Source organism: Paraburkholderia sp. SIMBA_030, from assembly GCF_046535245.1.
In the GTDB taxonomy this organism is placed as follows: domain Bacteria; phylum Pseudomonadota; class Gammaproteobacteria; order Burkholderiales; family Burkholderiaceae; genus Paraburkholderia.
In genome coordinates, this window is record NZ_JAWRXB010000235.1 from 1 (window position 1) to 315 (window position 315).

Below are 315 nucleotides of genomic sequence, written 5' to 3' on the forward strand. Positions count from 1 at the left end.
AGGTATTTAACTTAAATACAAAAAAAGAACCTGATTCTAACATGGTTCTTTTCATTTTAGTAACTGAATGGGTTTTTAACCACATATAAATGATTCCTGTACATTAAGTATGCTCACTTAAGGGAGTCTTGCTCACTCCCTATAGAAAGGGGGGTGATGCTTATGTCACCATTTCAGGCATTAATGTTAATGCTTGCATTCGAGTCGTTTATAACCGCCCTGTTGACATATATAAATAAAAAATAGACCTCCCTTAAGCCTCAAAACCTGAAGGGATAGGTCCACTAAGAAACCGCATCGAGTAAGCCTTTTGAC

The 315-nt window shown here is 36.8% G+C and carries 1 protein-coding gene; it reads left to right on the forward strand.

Annotated features, from left to right (window positions below; translation table 11 throughout):
• The first annotated feature begins 162 nt into the window (after positions 1 to 162).
• Entirely contained in the window at positions 163 to 246 is an 84-nt protein-coding gene (locus SB772_RS39810) for a putative holin-like toxin (protein ID WP_410577678.1), read from the forward strand.
• Positions 247 to 315 lie beyond the last annotated feature (69 nt).

What these genes read in the sequence shown, in the direction of transcription:
- SB772_RS39810 (WP_410577678.1), top strand. Translation starts at nt 163, where the DNA reads ATGTCACCATTTCAGGCATTAATGTTAATGCTTGCATTCGAGTCGTTT.